The 25,735-nt window shown below is 39.8% G+C and carries 19 protein-coding genes and 1 tRNA gene; 12 read left to right on the top strand and 8 right to left on the bottom strand.

The window, feature by feature from the left end:
• Positions 1–13 precede the first annotated feature (13 nt).
• The 4 genes from FHS59_RS14995 to FHS59_RS14980 all read right to left on the bottom strand — a co-directional run bounded on the left by FHS59_RS14995 (position 14) and on the right by FHS59_RS14980 (position 1,248).
• Positions 14–172: a hypothetical protein gene (locus FHS59_RS14995; RefSeq protein WP_184496237.1), complete on the bottom strand. Its 159-nt coding sequence runs from the start codon at positions 170–172 to the stop codon at positions 14–16.
• A gap of 245 nt (positions 173–417) precedes the next feature.
• Positions 418–492, bottom strand: a tRNA-Pro gene (locus FHS59_RS14990).
• Positions 493–614: 122 nt separating this feature from the next.
• Positions 615–839, bottom strand: a complete 225-nt coding sequence (locus tag FHS59_RS14985; RefSeq protein WP_184496236.1) for a hypothetical protein — start codon at positions 837–839, stop codon at positions 615–617.
• Positions 840–954: 115 nt separating this feature from the next.
• Entirely contained in the window at positions 955–1,248 is a 294-nt protein-coding gene (locus tag FHS59_RS14980) for a hypothetical protein (protein ID WP_184496235.1), read from the bottom strand.
• Positions 1,249–1,368: 120 nt separating this feature from the next.
• On the opposite strand from FHS59_RS14980, the gene FHS59_RS14975 reads away from it, so the two are divergent.
• The 4 genes from FHS59_RS14975 to FHS59_RS14960 are packed head-to-tail and all read left to right on the top strand — an operon-like array spanning position 1,369 to position 3,825.
• Complete coding sequence (locus FHS59_RS14975) at positions 1,369–1,818, top strand: DM13 domain-containing protein (RefSeq protein WP_184496234.1); 450 nt, start codon at positions 1,369–1,371, stop codon at positions 1,816–1,818.
• 11 nt (positions 1,819–1,829) lie between these two features.
• Positions 1,830–2,729: a hypothetical protein gene (locus tag FHS59_RS14970; RefSeq protein WP_184496233.1), complete on the top strand. Its 900-nt coding sequence runs from the start codon at positions 1,830–1,832 to the stop codon at positions 2,727–2,729.
• Positions 2,726–3,367, top strand: coding sequence for a Crp/Fnr family transcriptional regulator (locus FHS59_RS14965; RefSeq protein WP_184496232.1), 642 nt, complete (start codon positions 2,726–2,728; stop codon positions 3,365–3,367). The genes FHS59_RS14970 and FHS59_RS14965 overlap by 4 nt, the downstream gene beginning before the upstream one ends.
• A complete protein-coding gene (locus tag FHS59_RS14960) occupies positions 3,364–3,825 on the top strand; it encodes a hypothetical protein (protein WP_184496231.1) in 462 nt (153 codons plus the stop codon). Before FHS59_RS14965 ends, FHS59_RS14960 begins: the two co-directional genes overlap by 4 nt.
• 66 nt (positions 3,826–3,891) lie before the next feature.
• Here FHS59_RS14960 and FHS59_RS14955 read toward each other — a convergent pair whose 3' ends face one another.
• The 3 genes from FHS59_RS14955 to FHS59_RS14945 form a co-directional block, all read right to left on the bottom strand.
• Positions 3,892–5,346, bottom strand: a complete 1,455-nt coding sequence (locus tag FHS59_RS14955) for a sensor histidine kinase (protein WP_184496230.1) — start codon at positions 5,344–5,346, stop codon at positions 3,892–3,894.
• Positions 5,347–5,355: 9 nt separating this feature from the next.
• Positions 5,356–6,054: a response regulator transcription factor gene (locus tag FHS59_RS14950; protein WP_184496229.1), complete on the bottom strand. Its 699-nt coding sequence runs from the start codon at positions 6,052–6,054 to the stop codon at positions 5,356–5,358.
• 93 nt (positions 6,055–6,147) lie between these two features.
• Positions 6,148–7,314 (bottom strand): Pycsar system effector family protein, encoded by a 1,167-nt coding sequence (locus FHS59_RS14945; protein ID WP_246388480.1) that lies wholly within the window; start codon positions 7,312–7,314, stop codon positions 6,148–6,150.
• 69 nt (positions 7,315–7,383) lie between these two features.
• Between FHS59_RS14945 and FHS59_RS14940 the strand changes: the two genes are divergently transcribed.
• Entirely contained in the window at positions 7,384–8,238 is an 855-nt protein-coding gene (locus tag FHS59_RS14940; RefSeq protein WP_184496227.1) for an SdiA-regulated domain-containing protein, read from the top strand.
• Positions 8,239–8,325: 87 nt separating this feature from the next.
• Positions 8,326–11,967 (top strand): BamA/TamA family outer membrane protein, encoded by a 3,642-nt coding sequence (locus tag FHS59_RS14935; protein ID WP_184496226.1) that lies wholly within the window; start codon positions 8,326–8,328, stop codon positions 11,965–11,967.
• Here FHS59_RS14935 and FHS59_RS14930 read toward each other — a convergent pair.
• Positions 11,935–14,313 (bottom strand): GAF domain-containing protein, encoded by a 2,379-nt coding sequence (locus FHS59_RS14930; RefSeq protein WP_184496225.1) that lies wholly within the window; start codon positions 14,311–14,313, stop codon positions 11,935–11,937. The two genes, FHS59_RS14935 and FHS59_RS14930, sit on opposite strands and share 33 nt — an antisense overlap.
• 218 nt (positions 14,314–14,531) lie before the next feature.
• Between FHS59_RS14930 and FHS59_RS14925 the strand changes: the two genes are divergently transcribed.
• The 6 genes from FHS59_RS14925 (at position 14,532) to gloA2 (ending at position 25,690) form a co-directional block, all read left to right on the top strand.
• Positions 14,532–16,739 (top strand): sodium-translocating pyrophosphatase, encoded by a 2,208-nt coding sequence (locus tag FHS59_RS14925; RefSeq protein WP_184496224.1) that lies wholly within the window; start codon positions 14,532–14,534, stop codon positions 16,737–16,739.
• Positions 16,740–17,197: 458 nt separating this feature from the next.
• Positions 17,198–20,284, top strand: coding sequence for a SusC/RagA family TonB-linked outer membrane protein (locus FHS59_RS14920; RefSeq protein ID WP_184496223.1), 3,087 nt, complete (start codon positions 17,198–17,200; stop codon positions 20,282–20,284).
• Positions 20,285–20,303: 19 nt separating this feature from the next.
• On the top strand, positions 20,304–21,716 hold the full coding sequence (locus FHS59_RS14915) for a SusD/RagB family nutrient-binding outer membrane lipoprotein (RefSeq protein WP_184496222.1): 1,413 nt from the start codon (positions 20,304–20,306) through the stop codon (positions 21,714–21,716).
• A gap of 83 nt (positions 21,717–21,799) precedes the next feature.
• Positions 21,800–23,107: a D-alanyl-D-alanine carboxypeptidase gene (locus tag FHS59_RS14910; RefSeq protein ID WP_184496221.1), complete on the top strand. Its 1,308-nt coding sequence runs from the start codon at positions 21,800–21,802 to the stop codon at positions 23,105–23,107.
• A 43-nt stretch (positions 23,108–23,150) separates the two neighbouring features.
• The gene (locus FHS59_RS14905; protein WP_184496220.1) at positions 23,151–25,217 is read left to right on the top strand and encodes a S9 family peptidase; all 2,067 of its coding nucleotides are present in this window, start codon (positions 23,151–23,153) and stop codon (positions 25,215–25,217) included.
• 83 nt (positions 25,218–25,300) lie between these two features.
• Positions 25,301–25,690, top strand: coding sequence for an SMU1112c/YaeR family gloxylase I-like metalloprotein (gloA2, locus tag FHS59_RS14900; protein ID WP_184496219.1), 390 nt, complete (start codon positions 25,301–25,303; stop codon positions 25,688–25,690).
• Positions 25,691–25,735: the final 45 nt, after the last annotated feature.

Here is a 25,735-nt window from a genome sequence, read left to right as displayed (position 1 = left end):
TCAAATAATCTTTTTACGTTTGAAGTATTGCGTAACATTCAGCAACCCCTGATGAACAATGGACAGTACCTGCTGCAACAGCATTTGCATGATCAGAATAGGTTCCTGACCATGATCCAACAGAACCAACACAATCACAGTGGTATCTTCCGCCTCCTACGATTGACTTCATTTGATTACGATCGAGGATTTCTTATGCAGGAAGTTTGAGCAATTCTAAATTAAACTTTTTAATAATTGAATTTTTAAAAATACCTTTAAATTAATTCGGCATTTGAACTTAATCGAATCGCAAAAAGTGACTGTGTTAAATATGATATTTATTTAATTAAACATTGTGCAGCCAAAAAATACTCCCTTTCATACGCAAACTGTATTCAAATAAAAAAAGACAGCTCGCAAATGAACTGTCTTTTGTCGGGGTGGCGGGATTTGAACCCACGACCCCACGCCCCCCAGACGTGTACGCTAACCGGACTGCGCCACACCCCGAAATTAAAATGATTGGAATTTTTGCTTTTCTATCTTCAAAAATCTTCTCCTAATCAGAGACGAATTTAAAAGTTTGAAGGACTTTAATTCAAAATATGATCAAAAAATAAGTCAATCTACTTTTACTTTTTTCTGACAAAAACAGTTTGAACTGTTTGACCGCAGCAGATTTCACAGGTACTCGCTTTTGGATTCAAATCCATGGCCTTTCTCATTGCTTCTGAACCATTGTTAAATGGCCCCAAGTATTCCCGATCATGCAAATCGGGAATGTGTTCACATTCTCTTTCATGAATTTTAAACTCTCCTTGATTATTCGGATTAGATGCGAGGTAAAAGAATTTCATATCAAAAACTATTTAAGCTCAAAAATAATGATCCTCAAACCCTCAAAAAATACCCTATATAGGGTATTTTTTGATCATTTTCGGACTATGTTATAGCTTTGATAATCAATTTAGGTCAGGTATTCTCTAAGTACCTTTCCAGTAAAAGTTCCCATTCTTCCTCCAAACTAACCGAAGGCCTAGACTCTCCTGCCCTTCTATACCAATAATCTGCGTTCCACTGATCTCCTTCTTTTCTGTGCAGGTAGGCATGTACCCTTGCAGCCGATTTCCCGGGCAATTGGTCTACAAAATCATGGGCTTTTTGCCAATCTCCTTTTCCATCAAAGTACAATGCTTTTAACTCTGGAGAAAAGGAAGCTTCAGGTTCTTTCAATTCCAAAAATCTCTTTATCTCGTTTCGTTCCATAGTTTTTAATTAGTTCGCAAGGCTAAATCAAAGTCATTTTTGCGACAAAAGCTTTACTCTTCCGTGATTTTTTTGTGATAACCTAAGGGCAATTTTGGGTATAACAAAACCATACTTATCATGAAAAAGATTATTCTTCTGTTTTACGTCACATTTTTAGGACTTGTCGCATGCTCTGATGATACTGATCCTGTTATCATTGACCCTACGATACCCCAAGGGACTTTTGATGTCCAAAGAATGGGGAATTTTACCGACCAAAATGGCGCAGGGTCGACTGGATCAGCTTCCTTAGGAGTAGATTCTGAAGGTTCGCAATTCCTTCAGTTTGGTAGCAATTTCAACACTGCACTTGCAACAGGAACAGTCACCGTATTCCTTTCCACCTCAGACACTTTTACTCCGGATCCTGCCAATGGAAACCCTGAATTATTGGCTCTAGGAGTGGTCAGAATGTCAGGAACAAACTATTTCTTAATCCCATCCGGCGCTAATACCTCCAAGTATAGCCATGTTATTTTATGGTGTGGTTCTGTAGGAATTCCTTTTGGAAATGCTCCTCTTAACTAATCCTGGAAGCAATGTTTAAAATTAATTGGTTTGGAAAGTTCAATCATCTCAAGGCTTTGAGCCTTGGGTTGATTTTACTGACACTTGCTACTTCCGTAAATGCTCAAAGCGGTTGGACGAAAGCAAAAGGTGAAGGATTCTATCAGCTAAGCTACCAATCCCTTGTTTCCAGTGACTATTTTACTCTATCTGGAGAGCAATTGGAAACAAATAAATTTTCCCAACAATCACTGGTCATCTATTCCGAGTACGGGATTACAGATCGGTTTACAATTATCGCGAATTGGCCAATTCAAACCTGGAATGGATTTGAATCGACCGAAACAGTCAGCGGACTTGGAGATCTTAAGATTGAGTTGAAACATGCAATTCTTAAAAAATACCTTCCTTTGAGTATCTCCATAACCCCGGAAATCCCAATAGGTAGAGCCAATCATTACGCACAAAGCAAAGTCAATGATTTTGAACAGATCAATTTACCATCCGGAGATGGTGAGTTTAATGTCTGGGGAACCTTGGCAACTTCATTTGCCCTACCAAATGCTCCTTTTTACGGAAGTATTTTTGGGACATACAATTACCGAACCCAATACAACGACATTCAATTCTCTGATCAAATAGGCTTTGGTGCTGAAATCGGCTACCAAATCGCCGGAAAAGTTTGGGTGAATACCAAACTCAATGCATTAAAATCAGTCGATGAAGTTACCACAGTCAGCGATTTTGTAAGAGGTGACGGTACTGCCTATACCAGTTATAGTTTCGGGGCGAGCACTCCAGTTTATAAAGGAATAAACGTCAGTCTTTCCTATCGAAATTTCACTGATTGGATCTTTGCAAGAGAAAACATCTACTCTTCGGGAGTGATCAGTGTAGGTCTCTTTTATCAAGTTAAACCATTATCAAAATGAATATATTCCAAGCCCATACTAGTTCAGAACCATTAGAACATTCCTCTTTTCCTGATTATAAAATTTTCAGAAAAGGAGATTTGATTTTCCATCAGGGTGATGATTCTGAGGGATTTTATCTATTAAAAAAGGGAACTATCAAACTCCAAAAAACTCTACCCAATGGCACCCAGACCATTCTAAGAATTGTCAGCGAAGGAGAGATTTTCGGCGATTTCTTTCCTTCTCAGGATCATTCAAACTCTTGTTCCGCATTTGTAATTGAAGAAGACACCCTGGTTCAAAAACTGGACGCAGATAAGCTAAACAGTCCTGAAATTCATAAACAGTTTACCCATCAATTATTAAATCTAAACAGACAGATGGGGATCAGACACGACCGTTTTTTATCCATTGAAGCTGAAGAAAGAATCAAAGCTTCCCTTTATGATTTAGGATCAAAAAGAGGGAAGAAATTCGGCGATGAAACGCTTTTAAAAATCAATTTGACTCATGAGGAAATCGCCTTTCTGGCGGATACTAGTAGACAAATGGTCACCAAAACCTTATCTGCTTTAAAGAAAAGTGGACTGATCAATTATAGCAGAAATAGATTTCTTTTTAGAGACTTAAACCAATTCAAACCCGCAGTATCATGAAAAGTATATTCCAAAAATTCGCAGTTTTCGCCGTAGTTCTAATCATAACTTCTTGCTCCTCTACTCCCGATGAGATGGATCCCCTAAGCCCCGATCCAGTTTCTAAAGTAGATCCTGTCGGCGTGATTTTAAGTATCAAAGAAGGAATGTTAATGCCTCAAAGTGGCACCAATACTACAGGGATGATCGAATTGGTATCTGATGAAGCGGGAAAATATTTTCTCCGATTAGGAAATGACTTTAAATCAGATTTCCACACAGGAACCGTTACAGTCTACCTTTCCACTTCTTCCAAGCTTCAATTGTCAGAATCAGGGTCATTCCAAAAAGTTGGTATTGTCAATGAATCAGGAGAACACTTTTTTGTCCTACCAAATTTGCCCGAGTCAAAATTCAGTCATGGAATTATCTGGTGTGGGGCAGCGGGAATTCCCTTTGGATATGGAAGTTTAAACTAAGAAAAAAAAAAAAACAGCAGTTGAACCTGCTGTTTTTTTTGCTTATAAACTCATTATTCTAACTACTTAAACATCTGCAGGTAAATCGAATGCAAACTCAGTATACGAAACAGAATCAGATTCAATTTCGATTTCTGAACCATGTACTTCCAAGATTCTTTTGACGATTGCCAAGCCTAGTCCAGAACCTTCAATCCCCTTTCTTTCCTTATCTATCATGTAATATCGATCGAAAATCGAACTGAGATCTTTTTGAGGAATTCCTGGTCCGGAATTTCTGATTTTAATACTGACTCCTCCATTTGACTCACAGGCATCGATCAGGATTTCTCCTTTTTCCGGAGTGTATTTCACCGCATTATCCAAAAGATTCTGGATCACGCGATCCATTAAATAGAGGTCTGCTTTAACCAGAGGGAGGTTTTGACAGATTTGAGTCTTAATATTTATTTCCTTGGATTGAGCTAATAATTCATATTTCAAAGAGGAATCAAACAACAATTCCTGGATTTTCATCCGCTCCATTTTCAAGGTCATTTGACGTGATTCTAGTTTAGAAAGATCAAAAAGATCAGAAACCAATTGGGAAAGTTTATCTGTGGAAGCACCGATAATCCGTAAATACTTTTCTCTATCTTCCTGACTGATCCTATCACCCTTCATCTGCAGGGTTTCCACATAACCATTGATGATGGCCAAAGGATTTCTCAAATCATGAGAGACATTTGCTATCAATTCTCTCCTCAAACTATCGACGTTTTTAAGCTCTTCGATATTCTGCAAAATCGTATCAGCCATATGATTAAAAGTATCTCCTAAAACAGCCAATTCTGACTCAGAATTTGCCTTTGGCACTCTGGCATGAAGGTTTCCATCTTTAAATTGCTCCACAGTAGTTACAATCTTGCGGAGGTGTCTGGTCAATAGACCAAACAGCACCAAACCTATCAATAATGCTACCACGAGCGTAATCAGGATAGATTCAAAAGTCAATTTCATCCAATAACTTCCTAGCAATCCTGAAGCAATGGTTTCGTACTTTTCACTGGCCAAGATGATATAAACATAGCCCAAAAGCTTCCCTTCTTCATAAACCGCAGTCGTGGAAAAAACGGATTTTTCACCAGGATTTCTGGGATCATCCCCCATGACAAAGCTTTCCCCACCAGAATCCAAAAACTCCTTGACAGGACCAATATCCACTCTTTTTAATTTGACCAACTTGTCCAAAACAACAAAGGACAGGATCTCTCCATCCGGATCGAGAAGATATACTTCAATTCCAGGATTAACAGCCATCATGGAATGCATGATCATTCCCAATGCGTCCTCGTTGACTTTCCCATCCTGAAAGGGATTCACCTCTTTGATCAGATAATCTGCTACTGTCGCATTTAATCGCTGAGTAGTTTCCTGAAAATACCGCTGAGCAGTACTGGTGGTGATATAAACATAGGAGCAGCCTACAATCAACAATACCACTGCAAAACTCACTGAAATCCTCCAAAACAAACTTTTCATAATTGTTGATTATAGTTCATCGTTAAATCGATATCCAACTCCCCATGTGGTCAAAATGAAGTTAGGATTATTAGGATCCTGTTCAATCTTAGATCGAAGTCTGTTTATATGGGCATTGACCGTATGTTCGTAGCCAGAAAAATCGTATCCCCAAATCAATTCCAAAAGCTCTCCTCTACTGTAACTTCTACCAGGATTTCTTGCCATCAAAATCAATAGATCAAACTCTTTCGGAGTCAAATCCATCCTTTTTTCATCCAAAAGGACTTTCCGCTTTTTTTCATCAATTTCTAATGATTTAAATTTTATCAGACTAGAATCCTTGGCTGCAACCATATGAAACTGATCTTGTCTCCGCATGATGGCTTTCACTCTTGCTATAAATTCTCTGATTTTAAAAGGCTTGGTGATGTAATCATCTGCGCCTGACTCCAATCCGATGACTTTGTCAATCTCCTCAGATTTTGCTGTGATCATCAAAATCGGGGTGAAATTATCCAATGCTCTCAACCTCTGACAAATGGAAATTCCATCCATCTCGGGAAGCATGATATCTAAAATGATTAAGTCAAAAGGGTGAGAATTGGCGATTTCAAATCCCTGCCTACCATGATTGCAAACTTGAATCTGATAGCCAAGATCATTGAGATGAATTTGAATCAGTTGACTGATATTAGGATCGTCTTCGACTACTAATACTTTTTTCATTTTCAATTAATTGAACCTGAAATTAATTTTTAAAAATCACGAAATTATCACGAACCGATATTTTCGACACTTCACCTCTCCAATCCCAAAAAATCAATATTGATAAGGCTCGAAAAAAAGTGAGACTATCAGGAAGGAAATAATGGAAATCACGAATCCAAACATGAAAATATTATAGCTTTTCCTGAGTAGTTTATACTTGACTGCCAGCACTTTCCCCAAGAAATAAATATCTCTGATCATCGAGTCATATAAAAAATCACTATCATCGATCATGGCGTGCATTCCCTTTGTGTAATCTTTGAGGTTCATCTCATAGAAATTACCAAAATAAAGCAGATTGCTTTCCTTTTTATCGATACTCTCAGGGGAAACACTCCCATGTGTTACCTTTGGCCGGGTGGCAAGAATCGCAAACACCATAGCCCCTAAGCAGGTAGAAATCAGTAAAATAGCAGGAATGGTAAAATTGGGAAACTCTTCCAATTTCCTTAGCAGAACTGTTACGACAATGGATATCACAATCGAATTAACTGAAATCATGATATTCGCCTTGTTATCTGCGATGGAAGAAAGCTCGAGGTGGTTTTTTGCAGTCACCCGAAACATAGTTTCTACCCCTCGATCGGACTTCTTGGATTTCGCTTTTTTCTTATCCTTTTTTTTTGCGAGGAAAGCTGCCTCTTCTATTTTCTCCTCCAAAATCAATTTGTTTTTTTCTTTGCCTGGCTGAAAATATTTCAAGGCATATTCTGAATGGTAATGATGAGAGGCCATAAAAGATTTGGTCCCATTTAACCACTCCACCAAAGGTATCTCTTTTCCCAGTGCACTTTCCTTCTCCTTCTTTAACAAAAGGGTCTGTTCATAAAATAGATTGGAACTCAAATGATACAGATCAGAATCGCATATGATGGATTCAAAAAGATCTTTGGGTTTCTGTGGAACTTTGGTCGCCAAAATCGCAGATTGAATACGCTGAATTCGCTCCTCGGGCAGACCTAATTCTGTCAGACAGGATTGGGCGAGATCTGCCCCTTGCTTCTCATGTCCTTCTGCTATCCCATCCCAATAGCCCACATCATGAAGCCACCCCGCATAGAAGAGGTCCTCAAGGTCTTGCTCTGGAAGTTTATAGTACTTCCCGATTTCATTAACTTTCTCAACAATCAACAGGGTATGGTCAAGATTATGATAGCAAACTTCCGGCATTTGCCTATTTGCAAACATTTCCCTCATCCAGGATTCGAATTTTTTCAATTGATTATCCACAGTTAATACCTTATTTTGAGTACTCTAAGATAAAAGAATATTAGTTCTACATCGTTCATGAATCAAATTTCTACGATATCCATTTTTTTACTTTTGCTTTTCAGCCAATGCTATTCCCGATCCAAAGAAAATAGCAAGTACAGTTTTCCCGAATCCTATGCATTGGAACAAATGGTGAAAATCAATCTTTCGCAGGATTTAGAAGAAATATCCGGTCTGGAATGGATCAATGAAACCGTTCTTTGGGCGATAGAGGATGAGTCTTCCATCATTTTTGAAATCAACAGCCAAACAGGCAAAATCATTCGAAAACAGAAATTTGCTAAAAATAAAGACATCGAAGATATCCTGATGGTGGATGAGGAAGCCTGGGTTTTGCAAAGCAATGGCAATATCTACCAAGTTGAAAATCCATTTACAGAGTATAGCAATACCACCATTTATGATTTTGAGATCAAAGGAAAAAGGGACTTCGAAGCAATAATAAAAGTGAAAAATGAACCTGAAATCCTGATTTTTTGTAAAGTCTGCAGCTGGGATAAAAACGCCAGTCAAGCATCCGTTTATTCCTTTAATCTAGATTCGATGGCTTTTGATGAAAAGGCCTCGTTTGTGCTTGAAAACAAGCAATTGAAGGATATTTTGAAGGAAGAAGACTTTAAAGAAGTAAAAATGCAACCATCTGCCATCGCATTACATCCGATCGAAAACCGCTACTATATGCTGTCTTCCAGTGATAAATGGCTGATGGTTTTGGATACAGAATTGAAGCCTCTGGGCTTTTACCATTTAAACCCAAGATTTTTCAAGCAACCGGAGGGAATTGCCTTTGGTCAAGACGGGACGATGTTTATCTCTAACGAGGCCAATGACGGTAATCCCAACCTATTAATCTTTCAATATCACCCATGATTCCGCACTTTAAAATTGGTGGAAGCCATGGAACTATTTAATGGTTAATCCAGATTCTAATTGGACTTTGGAAAGAATTTTAACAAAATGAAAAAGCTGGTATTCGCCCTTCTCAGTATTTTATTCAGCCAGTTTGCTTTCGGGCAGGATGCGGACATCAAATTCAGGGTTTATCTGATTGGAGATGCTGGAGAGCTAGAAGACCAACACCATCCTGTGATAGAAAAAGTAAGACAAAAAGCACAGGCTTCTCCTTCCATACCAAGTCATATCATTTATCTGGGCGATAATATCTATCCTCTGGGAATGCCTCCTGTCGGCACTGAAGAGCGACCTGTAGCAGAAAACATCCTCAAAACTCAACTGGATTTATACACGACCATTTCAGGTAAAATCTGGATGGTTCCGGGCAATCATGATTGGGAAAAAGGAAAATCTGATGGTTGGAATCGTGTTTTGTATGCGGAGGAATATATTGAAGACAATTACCCTTCCGAAAAAGTAAATCTTGTCCCAACCGGTGGATGCCCTGGTCCTTATATTACCCTTTTGGATTCGGAAACCTTATTGATTGCTTTTGACAGTCAATGGTGGCTCCACTCCAAGGAAAAACCTGGAATTGAGTCTGATTGTGAATTTAAAACAGAAGAGGAAATTCTAGCTTCGTTGGCCTATACCCTTCAGGAAAATCAGGACAAGACGATCATCTTTGCCATGCATCATCCATTGCGATCTTATGGTCCACATAATGGCGGATACAGCTGGAAAGACCATTTATTTCCCCTCACAGTAGCTTCAGAAAATCTATACATTCCTCTGCCTGTTATTGGATCAGTCTATCCGCTCTACCGAACTTGGTTTGGAGATATTCAGGACATTCCTCATCCAAAGTACGAGGCGATGATCAAAGCTTTGGACCGCTTATTCGACACGCATCCAAACGTGATCCATGTGGCGGGACATGAACATGGCTTATTTTACACAAAAGAAGGCGATACTCATTATGTGGTCAGCGGTGCAGGAGCGAAAAACACGCATATCAAAAAAAACAATCCAGCCGAATTCACCTACCCCCAACAAGGCTTTGCTTCACTGGATTTTTATCAAAACAATCAGGTCGTCCTGACTTTTTTTGACCCGAAAAAAGAGGAACCTATTTATCAAACTGAACTGATCCAGCCATTTGCTTCCAGTCCAGCAGAATTAAAGCTATTTGAAAGAAAACTCCCTACCGAGGTTACCATACCGATTTCCAAACAATATCTCCATGGCAAAGGTCATCAGCTGTTTTTGGGTTCCAACTACCGTGTAACCTGGGCCTTGCCAGCAACTTTTCCAGTTTTGGATTTGGCTGTAGCTAAAGGTGGATTAAGAATCACCCAAAGAGGTGGTGGGATGCAAACTCGATCACTCCGATTGGAAAATGCAGATGGTAAAGAATACGTACTGCGATCCATCAATAAATATCCGGAAAATGCACTTTCTCCGGTATTGAGGCAAACTATAGCCAAGCAAGTTGTTCAGGATCAGATTTCCTCATCTCACCCTTATGCTGCTTTGGCTGTGGCGAAACTCGCAGATGCGGCGGGAGTAATTCATACCAATCCCCAGATTATTTATTTGCCAGATGATCCCCTTTTGGGAGTTTATAGAGATAATTTCGCTCAGCAGCTTTACTTATTTGAGGAAAGAGAAATCGCCAAAACAGATGATTTAAAGGGCATAGACTTTTTCAGCACCGATAAAATGCTGAAGTCAATCAAAAAAGACAACGACAATCAAGTCAATCAAAAGGAAGTTTTAAAAGCAAGAATTTTTGATCTCTGGATCGCTGACTGGGATAGGCATGATGATCAGTGGAGATGGGTTGGTGAGAAAAAGAAAGGCGACTGGGAGTTCACTCCTATGCCAAGAGATCGGGATCAGGCATTTTTTGTGAATGAAGGTTTTTTTCCAAAAATCGCAAGTAGAAAATGGGCAAACCCAAAATTTCAGGGGTTTGATTATAAGCTAAAAAACGTGAATGGTTTCATGTTTAACGGAAGGTATTTTGACAGAAGCTTTTTGAATAATCTGGAGAGAAAAGATTGGGAAAAAGTAGTCGATACCATGCTCCCTAAATTGACCGAAGAAGTAATTGATGAAGCCCTTGATACCTGGCCGGAGAACGTAAACAAACAGGATGCTCCTGAAATTAAAGCGAAACTTCTGGCACGGAAAACCTGGCTAAAAGACAAATCGCTTGAATATTACCTATTCCTTTCCAAAGAAGTCAATGTTGTTGGCACCAATAAAAACGAGGAGTTTGAAGTAAAACATTACCCTGATGGCAGAACGAAAGTTGAGGTTCGGAAAATTGATAAATCAGGAGATGTCGAACAAAAGATTTTTGATAGAACCTTTCTTCCGGAAGAGACCAAAGAAATAAGGCTATATGGATTGGAAGGAGAAGATCAATTTAATTTCAAAGGCGAAGGCTCCGGAGATATTAAAGTCAGAGTAATACCTGGAAAAGGCAAAAAAGAATTGATTGATGAAGCCAACTTGAAGAGAAAATCACATTTGATCTACCAATCAAAAGACGCCAAAAACCCACTCCAAACTGGCGCTTCTTCAAGAATTAAAAATGCATACAATCCCAATCTTTTGGAGTACAACCGAAAAGAGTTTAAGTATGATAAACTAATGCCATTGGCATCCCTCGAGTACAACCAAGACGATGGGATCTTCTTTGGTGCTGGAGTTTTATGGGAAAAACAAGGTTTTAAAAAAGAGCCTTATGCCTTACGGCAAAGCATCAAAGGCAATTGGGCTTTTAAAACCAATGCATTTAACCTTACTTATGATGGCCATGCCGTAGATATTTTAAACAACTGGGACTTGGTTTGGAAAGCAGACATCAAAGCCCCGGATTATGCTTTCAACTTCTTTGGACAGGGAAATGAATCCACCTATGATCCCGAAAAGTTTGAAATCAGATATTATAGATCCCGCTTCAGCTGGTACGAATTATCCACTGGACTCCAATCAAAACTGGGGGAATTTGGCACTTTTACGATTGGCCCCCACTATCAGGTCTATCGCTTTGACCCGGATGACAATACAAACAAATTCATCACTAGCCCAGAATCAGGCTTGGATCAGGAAGATATCGATCAGGCAAAGTTTTATTCTGGATTGACAGCTAAAATTGATTTTGATACTAGAAATAACAAAAACATCCCGACAAGAGGATTTCATTTTCAGAATCAGTTAAAACGAAGCTGGGGATTGAATGAAGCTTCAGGGGATTTCACCAGGTTCGACACCGAACTTGCCTTGTATTGGTCATTTAAATACCCATCCAGAATGGTCTGGGCCACCCGTTTTGGAGGAGGTAAAAACTGGGGAGACTTTGAATATTTTCAAGGGCAAATTCTCGGAGGAATGGATAATCTTCGAGGCTTCAGAAGATACCGTTTCAATGGCAAAGCAGTTGCTTACAACAATACAGAAGTAAGAATCCAGGTTCTCAATCTGAAAACCTATCTCCTACCAGCTACTATTGGAGTATTGGGATTTCATGATATCGGCCGGGTATGGCAGGAAAATGAGAAATCAAACCAATGGCACAACACGTTTGGTTTAGGGCTTTGGCTAGCTCCATTAAACCAGATCGTGGCAACTTTTTCCCTTGGGTTCAACGAAGAGGAAACTTTACCCTTTTTCTCCTTCGGCTATCAGTTTTGAGAAGATCTCAGGATTTTCCTGAGCTTTCTCCTTCACGGTGACACGGATGGCTTTCATGCCATAGACACCCTGCATTTCTTCCAGCTCTAACTCCTCCACATCTTTGGTCAAGAGATCCTTATTTTGGAGAAATTCTATAAAGTCAAGATACTCTCTGGCTTCTTTCTGCTGAGAATAAACAATTGCAATTTTGCCAGGCTGATTCAATCGCTCCCGAGTACCTTTTACCAAAGCCTTATCAATCCGCTTTTTAATAATTTCATAGCGGATATTATATGCACCCTCCACATCAAACTTTCTTTCGTCCAATCTAAAACTGATAGCAATCGGATTACTATGTGCCAAGATCAGTTGAGTCACCTCAAGCGGATGTTCTAGCTGTTGCTTTTGGCTTTCGACCAAATGAACCGTTTCGATCAAATTCTGAAGTTGCCATAACCGAAGATTCTTCAGATATAACGGATCAAACTTTTCGTCTTTCACCAAAGATTGACCGATATAAATATTATATTCAATTCCATCGGTTTTAAACTTCTCAAAATAATGAGGAAACATCTTTTGGACCTTTGTCTCCTCTTGGTCCAAAAACGTACCGATCGCTTGATTGATTTTAGCCAGACTCTGTTCAAAAGCCTTTCTATGTTGATTTACCACTCCTAGCTTTGGGTCCAAAGCATCAAAATAAGCTTTGACGGGTTCTTTAAGGTCAATGAAATTCTCTTTGAGATAATTGAAAGCTGGCTCGAGCTCAAAATGAAAAAAATCAGTAATCTTTACTTCTTCCTCACTCACCAAAATCAAATTGATTCTTTTTTCAAATTGTTCGATTTGGTCGATCAATCTGTCCAAAAGCGGCAAAAAATGCACTCCTTTCGCTTTCGCCAAAACCTCTTTTGCCAAAGTCAATTGAATCTGAAAATCGTCATGAATCGCATTGTTTCTTTCAATAGAGGAATTCTTGACATCCACTGCAGCATATAATGGGTACACTTCATTGAATACAATCTGCTTCATTTCTGGATTTCCGCCTTCCTCTTCCTCCAATACATAATCCAATGCGATTTCATCAAACTTCCACTCTACAACCGGATGGATAGCGGTGAAATTTTTCCGGATGATACTTTTGATTTTTTGGTCCAGCACTTCAGCTTGTCTATTCAGTGCCAAAGAAAGAGATGGAGCCAAATAATCCAGAGTCACCAGCATCATCGGGTCAAAGGTTTGCTCCTCAAATGAACATACCTCCAGCACTCCGACCAAATCACCATTATGTTTCAAGGGGTATAGAATAATTTCCTTTACTCCCATTTCATTGATTTTTACTCCCAAAGGCAATTTCTCTCTGGCAACATCAAGATCATTCAAGAAAATCGGTTTCTCTACATTGGAAAGCAATTCCAAAACTGCCTGATAACTTGATTCACAACCTTCTCCACAAAGCTGCTTGATCAGATAACTATAAGCCAATCTACTCTCAGTCATGACCATTCTCCCATTGATGGTCTGCAGCACAGCAAGTCCAACTTTAAGGCCCGACTTTGCAAGAAGGCTTTTTACTGAATCTTCCACTATTTCCATAAACGCCTCTGGCGAAACCTGTTCTTGATTCAAAACAGCTTCATTTAAAGTTGCTACGCTTTGGGCAACAGTCAGGTCTTGCGCCTCCATGAGAATAAAGCCATGAAATTCAAACAAATCCAGAGGAAGTAATTCCATCCATTTCTCTACATCATAATGGTTGGGTTGATTGCTGGTACAGAATTCCTCTTTGCTGCGGATATCAGGCAAAGGAACTTTTGGAACCACCTTCACAAACTGTGTATTCATTTGGATTTGGTAGTGCCTAGTAAATCCTTCAGAACTAGGGATTTTAAAAACCAAAGGATATATCTCATTGATTTTGATTCTATACAGTTGATCTAAGATCAAGCTGTATATCTGAAGCATTTTATGAAAAAATATCTTTTCCTGATCGAGGTTAAAAGGAACTTTCACCTCTCCATCAGCTGTCAAGAATTCTTTTTTGAAAGCAGGAGTGCAATAGATCGGGTTGTAATCAAAAGGTTTTGACATCCCCAAAATCCTGTTTTCTTCCTGACCGGAAAGCGGGAAAAGTGAACTTAAAATTAATCCAAAGCCTAACTTATTTTCATCTTTTGTGACATCCTCCCGCTCTACAGGAAACTTACTCAAACCCGGATAAGCTTTCATTCTCGTGAGGAGATCATGATACAAGCACGTGTTTGGATTTAGCTTATCAGAGAGTTTTTCCCACTGATCAAACAACAGATTAAAGTCCAAAAATGAATTAATCTTTAAATCATGAATCAATTTTTCACTTTTCATACTTATTCCTTGAGTTACAGAAATTAACTTATTTTCAGGAAATAAGTTCCATCTCCCTAATCGAACTTAATCATCCCAAGTAATTATTGCTAAATCCTTAATAAAATTAGCTTTTCTTCATCTAGTTCAGTGATTTCTTTGGAGTTGGAGGCTTCGAGAGAAATTCTATATTTGCTCAGTTGATAATCAATTAATCCAATCTAGTATTACGAATTTATATGGAAAACGCGCTTATTTATCTGGTCCCGGCATTGGGGATTTTGGGCTTGGTCGTCATGGCCGTCAAATCCGCTTGGGTAACAAAACAAGAAACAGGAGATAAAACCATGGTTGAACTCGCCGGCTACATTGCCGATGGGGCAATGGCTTTCTTAAGAGCTGAATGGAAAGTATTAGGTTACTTTGCAGTGATCGCTATGATTCTCCTAGGCTGGTCAGGCATGATGGTAGAAACATCCAGCCCTGTCATAGCCATTTCCTTTTTAATCGGGGCATTTTTCTCTGCTTTTGCAGGGTTTATTGGGATGCGAATAGCTACCAAAGCAAATGTCCGAACCACGCAGGCTGCAAGAACCAGCCTCAAACAAGCGCTTAAAGTTTCCTTCACCGGAGGTTCCGTGATGGGACTTGGTGTAGCAGGGCTAGCAGTACTTGGTCTTGGATCTCTCTTTATTTTCTTTTATCACCTATACGTACAAAGCGTAGGTGCAGGAGTAAATGGCGTGGAAATGGAAAAAGCGCTGGAAGTATTAGCAGGCTTTTCCCTTGGTGCAGAATCAATTGCACTTTTTGCAAGAGTAGGTGGTGGTATTTATACCAAAGCAGCAGACGTTGGAGCTGATTTGGTAGGAAAAGTAGAAGCAGGAATTCCTGAAGATGATGTAAGAAATCCAGCTACGATTGCTGATAACGTAGGAGATAACGTTGGTGATGTGGCAGGTATGGGAGCCGATCTTTTCGGTTCTTATGTAGCGACTATTCTTGCTACCATGGTTTTGGGAAGAGAAATTATTTCTGAAGACGCATTTGGAGGAATCGCTCCTATATTATTGCCAATGATTTTGGCAGGTTTGGGAATTGTGTTTTCGATCATGGGTATGGCTTTCGTAACTATTAAAGATGAAAAAGGCGATGTGCAGAAAGCTCTAAACATGGGAAATTGGTCCTCTATAATTTTTACAGGTATTGCCTCTTTCTTTATCGTCCAGTACATGCTTCCTGAAACGCTTTCCATCAGAGGGTATGAATTCACAAACATGGACGTGTTTTATGCTATTATTCTAGGTCTGGTAGTAGGAACCCTGATGAGTATCATCACTGAATATTATACTGCCATGGGCAAAAGACCTGTAATGTCCATCATCAAACAATCAGCAACCGGTCATGCAACAAATATCATCGGCGGTCTTTCTGTAGGAATGGAATCTACTGTATTGCCAATCTTAGTTTTGGCAGGAGGTATTTATGGAGCTTATGAATTTGCTGGGCTATATGGCGTGGCTATCGCCGCTGCCGGTATGATGGCAACTACTGCGATGCAATTGGCAATTGACGCTTTTGGTCCGATTGCCGATAATGCCGGTGGTATTGCTGAAATGAGCCAACTTCCAGAAGAAGTAAGAGGAAGAACAGATATTTTGGATGCTGTAGGTAACACCACTGCTGCTACAGGCAAAGGCTTTGCAATCGCTTCAGCTGCTTTGACCTCTCTGGCATTGTTTGCAGCCTTCGTTGGGATCGCAGGAATCGATGCAATTGATATTTACAAAGCCGACGTCCTAGCAGGCTTATTTGTGGGCGGTATGATTCCGTTTATTTTCTCATCATTGGCAATTGCTGCTGTGGGAAGAGCCGCAATGGACATGGTAAATGAGGTTAGACGCCAATTCCGTGAAATCCCAGGAATCATGGAATACAAGGCCAAGCCAGAATATGACAAATGCGTGGAAATTTCTACAAAAGCATCCATTAGAGAAATGATTGCACCTGGAGCTATCGCCTTGATCACTCCTATTATTGTTGGTTTTACTTTTGGACCAGAAGTTTTGGGAGGCTTGCTAGCTGGTGTTACTGTTTCCGGTGTTTTGATGGGCATGTTCCAATCCAATGCCGGCGGTGCATGGGATAATGCTAAAAAGTCTTTTGAAAAAGGTGTGGAAATAGATGGAGAGATGTACTATAAAAAATCCGAACCACATAAAGCCTCAGTTACAGGAGACACTGTAGGAGATCCTTTCAAAGACACTTCAGGACCATCTATGAATATCTTGATCAAGCTGATGTCAATTGTTGCTTTAGTTATTGCACCACATATCAGCGAAGGAACACACGGTGGAACTGTTGCTGAGAAAGTAGAGATCAAAAAAGAAATCAAATACGAAGACGGCAAGAAGGTCGTCACAGAATTCAAAAAGGTGACTAAATAAAATATTTCACCATTCACATAAAAACCACTTCGAACGAAGTGGTTTTTTATTTCCTAAAACAGAGGTCTAAATTATTTTTTTGCCGTATTCCGAATTTTATTACAGCATAAACAGGCAAAAGCAAATATTATTCGATATTTATCTTAACGTTAAATTTTTCACAAAAAAGGATGCTTATTTTTTGCCATATGACAACAATTATCCTTAATTTAAAGAATAATCCATTGAAAAAATCCAATAACTACTGATTTAAATCTTTCAGCTTGATTTTGAATCAAAACGATTGAATTGAATACCCTCAATTCAAATTCATTGATAATCAGCACATTATTTTATTTGCAGTATTAAAAGCTGCAAGTTCCAAAATAACAGCAATTAAAAACAGTAAAAAACTGCAACTATTTCAACTTAGTACTTATGATTTTAATCCAATTCACTAATTCTAAACCAAAAAACAAATGAAGAAAAGCTACTCTTTGACCTTGCTTTTCCTTTTTGGCTTTTTGCTAAGCATACCTACCTATGCGCAGCAAATGGTCAGAGGTAAAGTCACATCCCAAGAAGATGGGCAACCGCTTCCTGGAGTCAGTATTTTGATCCAGGGAACGACCACAGGTACCGTCACAGATATTGACGGGAATTATTCTATCAGCGTACCAAACAGTGAATCCGTATTGGTATTTTCATTTATTGGATTTGAAGAACAAAGTCTGACTGTTGGAAGTAATTCCGAATTAAATGTCAGCCTTGCTGTTTCAACATCCGATCTCGATGAATTTATTGTTACGGCCTTTGGTATATCTCAAGAAAAAAAGGCACTTGGTTATGCTGCACAAAGCATCGATGCTGAAGAAATTACAGCTACAAGACAACCAAATGTGGTAAATGCACTTCAAGGTCAAGTGGCCGGTGTGCAAGTAACCAACTCAGGTGGTGCTCCTGGGCAATCAGCTAGAATTATTATTCGTGGTATCAACTCTTTGGATCCAAGTGCGGATAACCAACCTCTATTTGTTGTCGACGGTGTACCAGTGGACAATTCTACTGTTGAGTCCACCGGAACTCCTAGAGGAATGACAAACAGAATCGCGGATATCAATCCAAATGACATTGAAACCATGTCAGTTTTGAAAGGTGCCGCCGCAACTGCTCTTTATGGTGTGCGTGCTGCAAATGGTGCTGTAATCATTACCACCAAAAAAGGGAAAGTTGGTCAAGTTCAGGTGAATGTTTCCAGTTCCTTCGGAATGGATAAATTGGTTAAAAAGCCTGCACTTCAAGATCAATATGGTCAAGGTTTTTCAGGCGAAAGAGATGATTCCAGTTTCTGGCCTTCTTGGGGAGCAAATATTGCTGAGGAAAATGACCCTAGCTACGTTTACCAAGACAATTGGACCAACGCATTCAATACTGGAAAAACCATTGACAACAGTGTCAGCATCTCTGGAGGAAATGAAAAGGCAACATTCTACGGTTCCTTTGGCCGCCTAGACCAAGAAGGTATTATTCCTTTTTCTACTTGGGCGAGAACAACCGCCAAACTTTCTGGTACTGTAAAAGCAAGTGAGAAATTCAACTTCTCAGGTTCAATCAACTATTCTAATTCAGGTGGTAACAGAGTGCCTCATGATCGATTCCTAGAGAGAATGATGTATTGGTCAGAAACGACAGATGTCACTGATTACATCAACGAGGATGGAACCATGAAAACTTATGGAAACACCAACCCGATCTATGATGCTCGTTTTGCAACATATGAAGATGATGTAAACAGATTAATCGGTAACATTAATTTGAACTACAGCCCAACTGATTGGTTGATGTTCTCTTATAGATTAGGTACTGATTTTTACAGTGATAGCCGTACAGAAATCACTCCTGGACCAATGGGAATCGACGGTGAACTTCCTTTGAGTTCTACAGGCTTTATGGAAGAAACCAGAATCAATAGTAAAGATTTGAATTCCAACTTCTACATCACGTTGAAAAAGCAGTGGAATTCCGATTGGAATACCCAATTGAGATTAGGTAATGATGTTTTCGAAAGAAGATATGACCGCGTTTCTCTTTCCGGTAGCAACTTTGTAATCCCAGGATTCTACAATATCAGTAACACTACACAGGTGTTTGGTGGCCAAGGAAAAAGCATCAGAAGATTAGTTGGTTTCTATGGTGACTTGATGGTAGATTATAAAAACTTCCTATTCTTAAATGTGACAGGAAGAAATGATATCTCCTCTACCCTACCAAAAAACAACAACTCATTCTTCTATCCTTCTGTGAATTTGGGATATGTATTCAGTGAAAACTTTGACCTTCCATCTTGGATTACTTTCGGTAAAATCAGAGGATCTTGGGCACAAGTTGGTAAAGATACCAACCCACATATTTTGGGAGCTACTTTTGTTTCTCCTTCCGTTTTTCCGCTTAATGGACAAGTTGGTTTTTCAAAGAACTCCACATTTGGAGATCCAAATTTGAAGCCTGAGCAAACGACTTCCATTGAATTCGGTACTCAATTGGCATTCTTCAATAATAGAATGAATTTGGATGTGACTTATTACAAGTCAAATGCTGCAGATCAGATCATCCCAGTTCCTATTTCTGATGCAACTGGTTTCTCTTCCTACATCACCAATGCTGGTGAAATTGAAAACAGAGGTTTCGAGATTGTTTTGGGTGGTACTCCTATTGAAAGTGGTGATTTCCACTGGGATGTTACTGCAAACCTAACTACCAACAAGAATGAGGTAAAGGCAATTCGTGAAGGAATCGATCAGATCGTAGTAGGTTCTCAATTTGGTTATGCAGGATCTACTGTAACCATGATTTTGAGAGAAGGAGAAGCTTATGGAAATATCTCAGGTAGCTACTATGTAAGACCTGATATGCCAGAAGGCGCAACAGAACTTAACAGAGGTTTGGCGCAGCAAATCGGTGCAAATGGTTTCCCTGTAAGAACAGGAAATCAAATCATTTTAGGTAATGCAGTTCCAAAATTCTTTGGAGGTCTTAGAAACCAGTTTACTTACAAAGGTTTGGAACTTTCATTCCTGATTGACTTCAGAGCCGGCCTTCAGCAATACGATCAATTTGGAAACTTCCTTTCTGCCTTTGGTAAGCAAGAAGATTCTAACAGAAGAAACGATACAGTGGTATTCCCTGGTGTATTGGCAGATGGTTCTCAAAACACCAAAGAAGTTTGGCTTGGACAAGGAATCGGCCCTGACGGGGTAGATTACGGTGCTGGATATTGGAGAAATTATTACAGAGGTGTATCTGAAAACTTTGTGAATGATGCGAGCTTCATCAAGCTAAGAAACATCACATTGGCTTACAGTCTTCAGCCTCAGGTTTTGGAAAAAACTCCATTTAGATCAGCAAGATTATCCTTGGCTGCAAACAACATAATCCTTTCTACTCCTTGGGATGGATTTGATCCAGAATCCTTTTCTTCCGGAGCCGGAGGAAACGCAATCGGATTTACAGGCCTAGGTTTCCCAGGTGTGCAGAGCTATTACCTCACTTTGAATTTGGGACTCTAACCACTAAACCACTAGAAAGATGAAATTTCAAAATAAATTAAGAACGATTTTGGGGGCATCTCTGATTCTGACAGCTTCGGCTTGTGAGTCCTATTTAGATGTCAATGAAAACCCAAACAATCCACAAGATGCTCCGATCTCAGGTCTGATGACCAACATTACTTATGAGACGAGCTTGAATGTATACCGTGAAGGAAGTGCAGTAAGTAATTACGTGCAGTATTTGGCTTCGCCAAACCCAAGTAGTGCTTCCGATACGATGGAACCTCTGAATTTCAGCAGTATGTGGTTCAGTCTCTATAATGTGATGACTGACCTCTACACGATGAATGAAAAAGCAGAAGCTGAAGGAGCACTACAATATTTAGGTGCAGGCCAAGTTTTAATGGCGCTAAATCTAGGAATGACAGTGGATCTTTTCGGGGATGTTCCTTTCTCAGAGAGCTTTAACTTCTCCACAGTTACACCTGCTTATGATGATGACCAAGTACTCTATGGTACAGTCATGAGTTTATTGGATCAGGGAATCACGAATCTTCAACAAGAATCAAGTTCTTCTATCGGAAATGACGATTTCATTTATGGAGGAGATATTGACCTTTGGTTGAAATTCGCTTACACGTTGAAAGCTAGGTATATGATCCATATGAAAGGTTCTGCTGGCTATAGCGCTTCTGAAGTTTTGGCAGCAGCATCTCAAGGATTCACTTCCAATGACGATAATGCTTCCGTTACTTTCTTCGAGCAACGATTCAACCCTTGGGCTCAAGATGCAATTGACAATGCAAACTTATTGTTGACTGGATGGATCTCTGAGCAATTTATCGAAGCTTTAGATGGAACATCTTATCCAACAGTAGATCCGAGAATGAAATTGATGGTCGGAACTACTGATGATGGAGAATTTATTGGCACTGTCAATGGTGCTGGCCGTGGAAATGCCCCAGAGCAAGGAGCTCGATCTACATTGGTAGAAGGGCAATATTACACCTCCAGACAGAGTCCTCTTTTGATTGCTACCTATGCAGAATTAAAATTCATAGAGGCAGAAGCAGCTTTTGAAACAGATAAAGCAGCTGCTTATGAAGCTTATCTGGAAGGTATCAATGCACACATGGACATGTTAAGCGTAGATGAAGACGAAAAAGCTGCTTATCTAGCAGATCCAAGTGTGGGCATGGGAGCGGATGCATTGACAATTGATGATATTTTCAAAGAAAAATATGTTGCTTTATTCTTGCATCCAGAAACATGGAATGATGCCAGAAGATATGATTACGGATATAAAAACATGGACCTTCCAGCAAATGTGAATCCGAATCTAAATGGCGAATACATTAGAAGATTGGCCTATCCAGACAGTGAGGTCAGTAGAAACGGTAACAACGTTCCTTCTGTGACTCTTCTTGATAGAATCTGGTGGGACCAGTAATCCCCTAATTACCTCTACAAGTCTCCTATCGATTCGATGGGAGACTTTTTTTATTTATCTTTTGATAGAAATACCCCCAACCTATGAAAAAGCTGCTACTTGGATTACTGGTTATTTTCAGTTCCTGTACCGTTCAAAAAATAAACAAATCCCTCAAAAACTCGGAAATACTCGACCAAGGCCACATGGGATTCATGCTTCTGGATCCCGATAAAGACAAGGTTCTTGTAGACATCAACTCGGATAAATATTTTATCCCTGCATCCAATACCAAACTCTTCACTTTTTATACCTCCTATTCGATATTGGGAGATGAGTTGGTCAATGGATTAAACTATCTCGAAAAGGGTGACTCCCTGATTTTCTGGGGAACAGGAGATCCAGGATTATTGCATCCTGATCTAAAAAATGAAGTAGCACTCAACTTTTTAAAGTCAAGTAACAAAGAGCTTTATCTCCTAGATAATTTTGATCAAATCGAAGCTTTTGGTCCAGGATGGTCTTGGGATTGGTACAATTACTACTATTCTACGGAGCGCTCAGCAATGCCTATTTTTGGAAATATCGTAAGGTTTAAATTAGAGGAAGGCCAAAATTGGTTTTCTATTATCCCTACTAGATTCACTCCATTTTTAGAAGCCAAGAAAACCGATGATTGGAAAGGTTATAGATTCCGAAGAGATCGATATAAAAATCTTTTCAGTTATCAATTGGGAGAGAGCATGTCTTCTGAACCCTTTGAAACTGACATTCCATTTGTCACCTCGGCAGCATTTACTGCCCAGTTACTTTCTGAATCTCTCGAAAAAAAGGTAACCTTGATACAAAACAAGGATTACTTATCGAAGGAACCTAAAAAACTCCAAACCACACCTGCCGATAGCATTTATGCACAGATGATGAAAATCTCTGATAACTTCCTGGCGGAGCAATTGATGGTTTTGGTTTCTGATCAGCTAAACAATACCCTAAGCGCATCGGATGCGATTGCTTACGCAAAAGAAAACCTGTTGGCAGACCTGCCCGATGAACCTTTATGGGTGGATGGCTCTGGTCTTTCTTCAAAAAACATGTTTACACCAAGATCCATCATTGCATTACTTGGTAAAATCAGAACAGAAGTTCCTCTAGAAAAAATAAAAGCCTACTTCCCTGCAGGTGGAGAATCCGGAACCATAAGAAATTGGTACAAAGCTGACGAAGGTCAGGATCCTTATATTTATGCAAAGACAGGAACATTGAGCATGAGCAATGCATTGAGCGGCTACCTGATTACAAAAAGCGGCAAGATCCTTCACTTCTCTTGCATCCTCAATAATTACGCTTTGCCGTCCTCCGATCTTAAAAAAGAATTGGAAAAAACACTTCGTCTGATTCATGAAAAATACTGAATGCATGCAAGCAAAAAATAAATTCCACTTGACCCCATCTCCCATGAAACGCACACTTTTCTTAGCTCTGCATTTCTTTTTTGTTTCTAACCTGGTTCTTGCACAGAATTTCTCGATGGAACAGGTAGGAAAATTTTCTTTTCCTTCAGAATTGACAAGTTCCCCAACAGGAGAAAAAATCGCCTGGGCGATGAATGAGCAAGGAAAACGTAATGTGTATTTTGCGGAAGCTCCAACATTTGAAGCAAAGAAATTGACTTCTTTTAATGAAGATGATGGTCAGGAAATAAGCAGCCTACAATTTTCTCCAGACGGAAATTTCCTTGTATTTGTTCGTGGTGGAGATCACGGCGGTGGCAATGCTTCCTCCACTGTCAATGCCCAAAATTTACCGACATTACCGAAAGTTGAAATCTGGAAAATCACCCTGGCAAGCGGAAAAGTTGAAACGATAGTTGAATCTGATAATCCCAGCATCGGTAGAGATCATCAACTTTTATACCTCAAAGGAGGCCAGGTCTGGACGACAGATTTAGCAAGTTCTGAGAAGCCAACGCAGCTTTTTGAAATCAAAGGAAATGTCAATGAAGTATCCTATTCTCCAAATGGAGACTTGGCATTTGTGGTAAGTCGAGGTACGCATTCCATAATTGGGATATATAAAGATGCGAACACTCCTATTCAATGGATTTCTCCTTCATTTCATCGTGACTCTAATATCGCTTGGTCACCTGATGGAAGTAAAATCGGTTTTGTGAGACGGCCTGGAGGCAGCGGTGCAGCCTATCCGGTTTTGGAGCCAAGACATAGTTCTTGGGAGATCTGGGTTGCCGATTTCAAAACTGGAGAAGGTGAAAAACTTTGGGAAGCTCCAGAGACTTTGACTGGCTCTTACACCTATCCATTTTTCGCATTTTCTGGAAATCATCACATCGCCTATCTTTCCTACGAAGATGGCTGGCAACACTTGTATTCCTTAAACATCAATACAAAATCTTCGAAGCTTTTGACTCCAGGCGACTATATGGTCGAACAAATCAAACAGAGCCCTGACGGGAAGAAACTTGCTTTTTCTGCTAATACTGGGTCAGAACCGGAAGATCTAGACAAAAGACATATCGGAACGGTAGATATTGAAAGTGGAAAATTGACCTGGGAAACTTCGGGAGCAGGAATCGAAGCATACCCTGTTTGGATTGGAAATGAGTCGCTTGCTTATTTTAGTGCCACGGCTCAGCGTTCACATTTGGTCGCGGTGAAGAAGGATGGTAAAACCCAACTTTTGGGAGAAAATCTGATTCCTTCGGATTTCCCACAAAGCCAATTAGTCATACCAAAACAAGTGAAATTCACCGCTCCGGACGGAACAACCGTATATGGTCAACTTTTTGAAAAAGAAGGCGGCCCAGCCAAAAAACCTGCGGTAGTTTTTGTCCACGGGGGACCTCAAAGACAGATGCTTTTGGGATGGAGCTATATGGATTATTACTCCAACACCTATTCGATCAATCAATATCTAGCTAGTCTTGGTTTTGTGGTTTTATCTGTCAATTATCGCTTGGGAATTGGCTATGGTTATGAATTTCACAGACCAGCTGGAGCTTATTACCAAGGCGCGGTAGAATATCAGGATGTAAAAGCTGCTGGAGAATATTTAGCTGATTTGCCTCAGGTCAATGCCGATAAAATCGGTATTTATGGGGGATCTTACGGTGGTTATTTGACTGCCTTAGCCTTGGCAAGAGATTCTGAATTATTTAAAGTTGGGGTGGATATCCATGGAGTTCATGACTTGGATGGCAGGTATGATCTTTCTCCTAATTATGAGCAAGCTTCAGATATTGAGAAAGCAAGAAAAATCGCTTGGGAATCCTCTCCTATTTCAGATTTGGAGACTTGGACTTCCCCTGTCCTATTTATCCATGCCGATGATGACAGAAATGTTGCGGTTTCCCAAACGGTAGATTTGATTCGAAGGTTTGAAGAAATGAACAAGCCTTATGAATCGATTTTGATCCCCGGGGATACCCATCACTGGATGAAATGGTCCAATATGATCAAAGTGGATCAGGCCACAGCTGATTTTCTGAAAAAACATTTAATGGATTGAAAGGACCACAGACGATAGTCGACAGACCACTGAAACCGAACCTGATCTGTCGTATGTTGTCTGTTGACTGTTGACTAAAAATTATGCTAAACCTTAATTCTATCCACCATATAGCAATCATCTGTTCGGATTACAAAAAGTCAAAAGCTTTTTATACTGAGATTTTGGGACTAGAAGTGCTTCAAGAGGTTTATAGAAAAGAAAGAGATTCATATAAGCTGGATTTGGCGCTGAATGGTCAATATGTCATTGAACTATTTTCATTCCCCAACCCTCCAAAAAGGCCCTCTAGACCAGAAGCCGTTGGATTAAGGCATTTGGCTTTTTCTACTTCTGACTTAGAAGTTTGTATCGCCGAATTGGCAAAATATCAGATTGAATCTGAGCCTATTCGGATCGATGAGTTTACCGGAAAACGCTTCACTTTCATAGCCGATCCTGATGATTTACCGATAGAGTTTTACGAAGTGTAATTCCAAAAAACAGGACAAAAAGAAAGCCCGGAGAATTATCTCCGG

The organism is Algoriphagus iocasae, from assembly GCF_014206875.1.
GTDB lineage: Bacteria > Bacteroidota > Bacteroidia > Cytophagales > Cyclobacteriaceae > Algoriphagus > Algoriphagus iocasae.
The sequence above is the reverse complement of the archived record's forward strand: the minus strand, read 5'-3'. Positions and strand labels throughout refer to the sequence as shown.